The organism is Mesorhizobium sp. M7A.F.Ca.AU.001.01.1.1 (assembly GCF_004022735.1).
Taxonomy (GTDB): domain Bacteria; phylum Pseudomonadota; class Alphaproteobacteria; order Rhizobiales; family Rhizobiaceae; genus Mesorhizobium; species Mesorhizobium ciceri.
Window position 1 is genome coordinate 1 of record NZ_RZPF01000965.1, and the last position, 1,903, is coordinate 1,903.

Sequence of the window (1,903 nt, forward strand, 5' to 3'; positions counted from 1 at the left end):
ATCCGCAGGCGGCGCGTCTGCCCCGATTGCGGCGGCCGTTTCACCACCTTCGAACGCGTGCAGTTGCGCGACCTCGTCGTGGTCAAGAAATCGGGCCGCAAAGTGCCCTTCGACCGCGACAAGCTGTTGCGCTCGGTGGAGATCGCCGTGCGCAAGCGCAATGTCGATCCCGAACGCATCGACCGCGCGGTGACAGGCATCGTGCGCCAGCTCGAAAGTTCCGGCGAGACGGAGGTTGCTTCGGGAGAAGTCGGTCGCCTGGTCATGGAAGCGCTGAAGTCGCTCGACGATGTCGCCTATGTCCGTTTCGCCTCGGTCTACCGCAATTTTCGCGAGGCCAAGGATTTCCATGAATTGCTGGGCGAGCTCAAGGGCGACGAAGTCAAGGGTGAAGAGGAAGCCAGCTGAGCATGACTGCAAGCGAACAGGCCGCCCTTGATCGCCGCTTCATGGCGGCGGCACTCAGACTGTCGCGAAAAAATGCCGGGCGCACCGCGACCAACCCGTCTGTCGGTACGCTGATCGTACGCGATGACGGCAATGGTCCGATGATCGTCGGCACCGGCGTCACCGCTGTCGGCGGCCGTCCGCATGCCGAGACCGAGGCCTTGGCCGAGGCCGGCGACCTCGCGCGCGGCGCCACCGCCTACGTCACGCTGGAACCTTGCGCCCACCACGGCCGCACGCCGCCTTGCGCCAATGCGCTGGTCAATGCCGGCGTTGCGCGGGTCGTCGGTGCCGCCAGCGATCCCGATTCGCGCGTGTCCGGCAAGGGTTATGCGATCCTGCGCGCGGCCGGTGTCGAGGTGGTCGAGAAGGTGCTGGCGGCGGAAGCTGCCGAGCAGATGGCCGGCTATTTGATTCGATCGTTGAGAAAACGCCCGGAAGTGATTCTCAAGCTTGCGCTTTCCAGCGACGGCAAGATCGGCAGGGAAGGTGACGGGCAGGTGTCGATCACCGGCGATATCGCGCGCCGAGAAGTGTATCTGATGCGGGCTGAGGCGGACGCCATACTGGTTGGTATCGGCACCGCCCTTGAGGATGATCCGGCCCTGACGGTGCGTTTGCCGGGGCTTGAGAACCGTTCGCCTGCCCGCATCGTGCTCGACCGCCAGCTCAGGTTGCCGGAGGCCTCGAAGCTGGTTTCGGGCGTCGACCGGGTACCGCTCTATATCGCCGCTTGCCTGGAGGCCGATCCGCTGCGGCGGGCAGCACTCGAACGCGCCGGCGTGCGCTTCATCGGCACCGAGACGCACGAGGGCGGCGTAGCCTTGCCGGAACTACTCGAGGATCTGGCCGCGCTCGGCATGGCCAGCGTGCTGGTCGAGGGCGGCGCCAGGGTGGCGAGCGCTTTCCTGGCCGACGGGCTGGTCGACCGCATCGTGCTGTTCCAGGGACCGGATGCAATCGGCGACGACGGCATTGCATCGCCGATCGACGCCGACCATATCCCGGCAGGATTTCGCAAATTGCGCGACATGCGTTTCGGCGAAGACAGCTACGCCGAGTGGACAAGAGACCTCTAGGGATCAACACCGATGTTTACCGGAATTGTCACCGATGTCGGCACTGTCGCGTCCGTCAAGCCGCTCAGGGAAGGGGCGGGGCTGCGCATCGACACAGCCTATGACCCGCAGACCATCGCCATCGGCGCCTCGATCTCCTGCGGCGGCGTCTGCCTGACAGTCACGGCCTTGCCCGACAGCGCCTCGAATGCACGCTGGTTCGAGGTTGAAGCATGGGAGGAAGCCTTGCGGCTGACCACGGCCTCGGGCTGGAAATCCGGCACCAAGGTCAACCTGGAGCGGGCGCTGAAGATCGGCGACGAACTCGGCGGCCACATCGTTTCGGGCCATGTCGACGGCATGGCCGAGATCATCGAGCGCAAGGATGAGGGCGATGC

General features: G+C 65.3%; 2 protein-coding genes and 1 pseudogene. All 3 read left to right on the plus strand.

The window, feature by feature from the left end; all coding sequences use genetic code 11:
* Nucleotides 1-408 (plus strand): transcriptional regulator NrdR (gene nrdR, locus EN884_RS34605; protein ID WP_128361070.1); only part of this gene is annotated, 408 nt, incomplete at its 5' end.
* 2 nt (nt 409-410) lie between these two features.
* Nucleotides 411-1,526 (plus strand): bifunctional diaminohydroxyphosphoribosylaminopyrimidine deaminase/5-amino-6-(5-phosphoribosylamino)uracil reductase RibD, encoded by a 1,116-nt coding sequence (gene ribD / locus EN884_RS34610; RefSeq protein WP_063167764.1) that lies wholly within the window; start codon nt 411-413, stop codon nt 1,524-1,526.
* Between the two features lie 12 nt (nt 1,527-1,538).
* Nucleotides 1,539-1,903: pseudogene (locus EN884_RS34615) on the plus strand (riboflavin synthase); the annotation flags it as partial.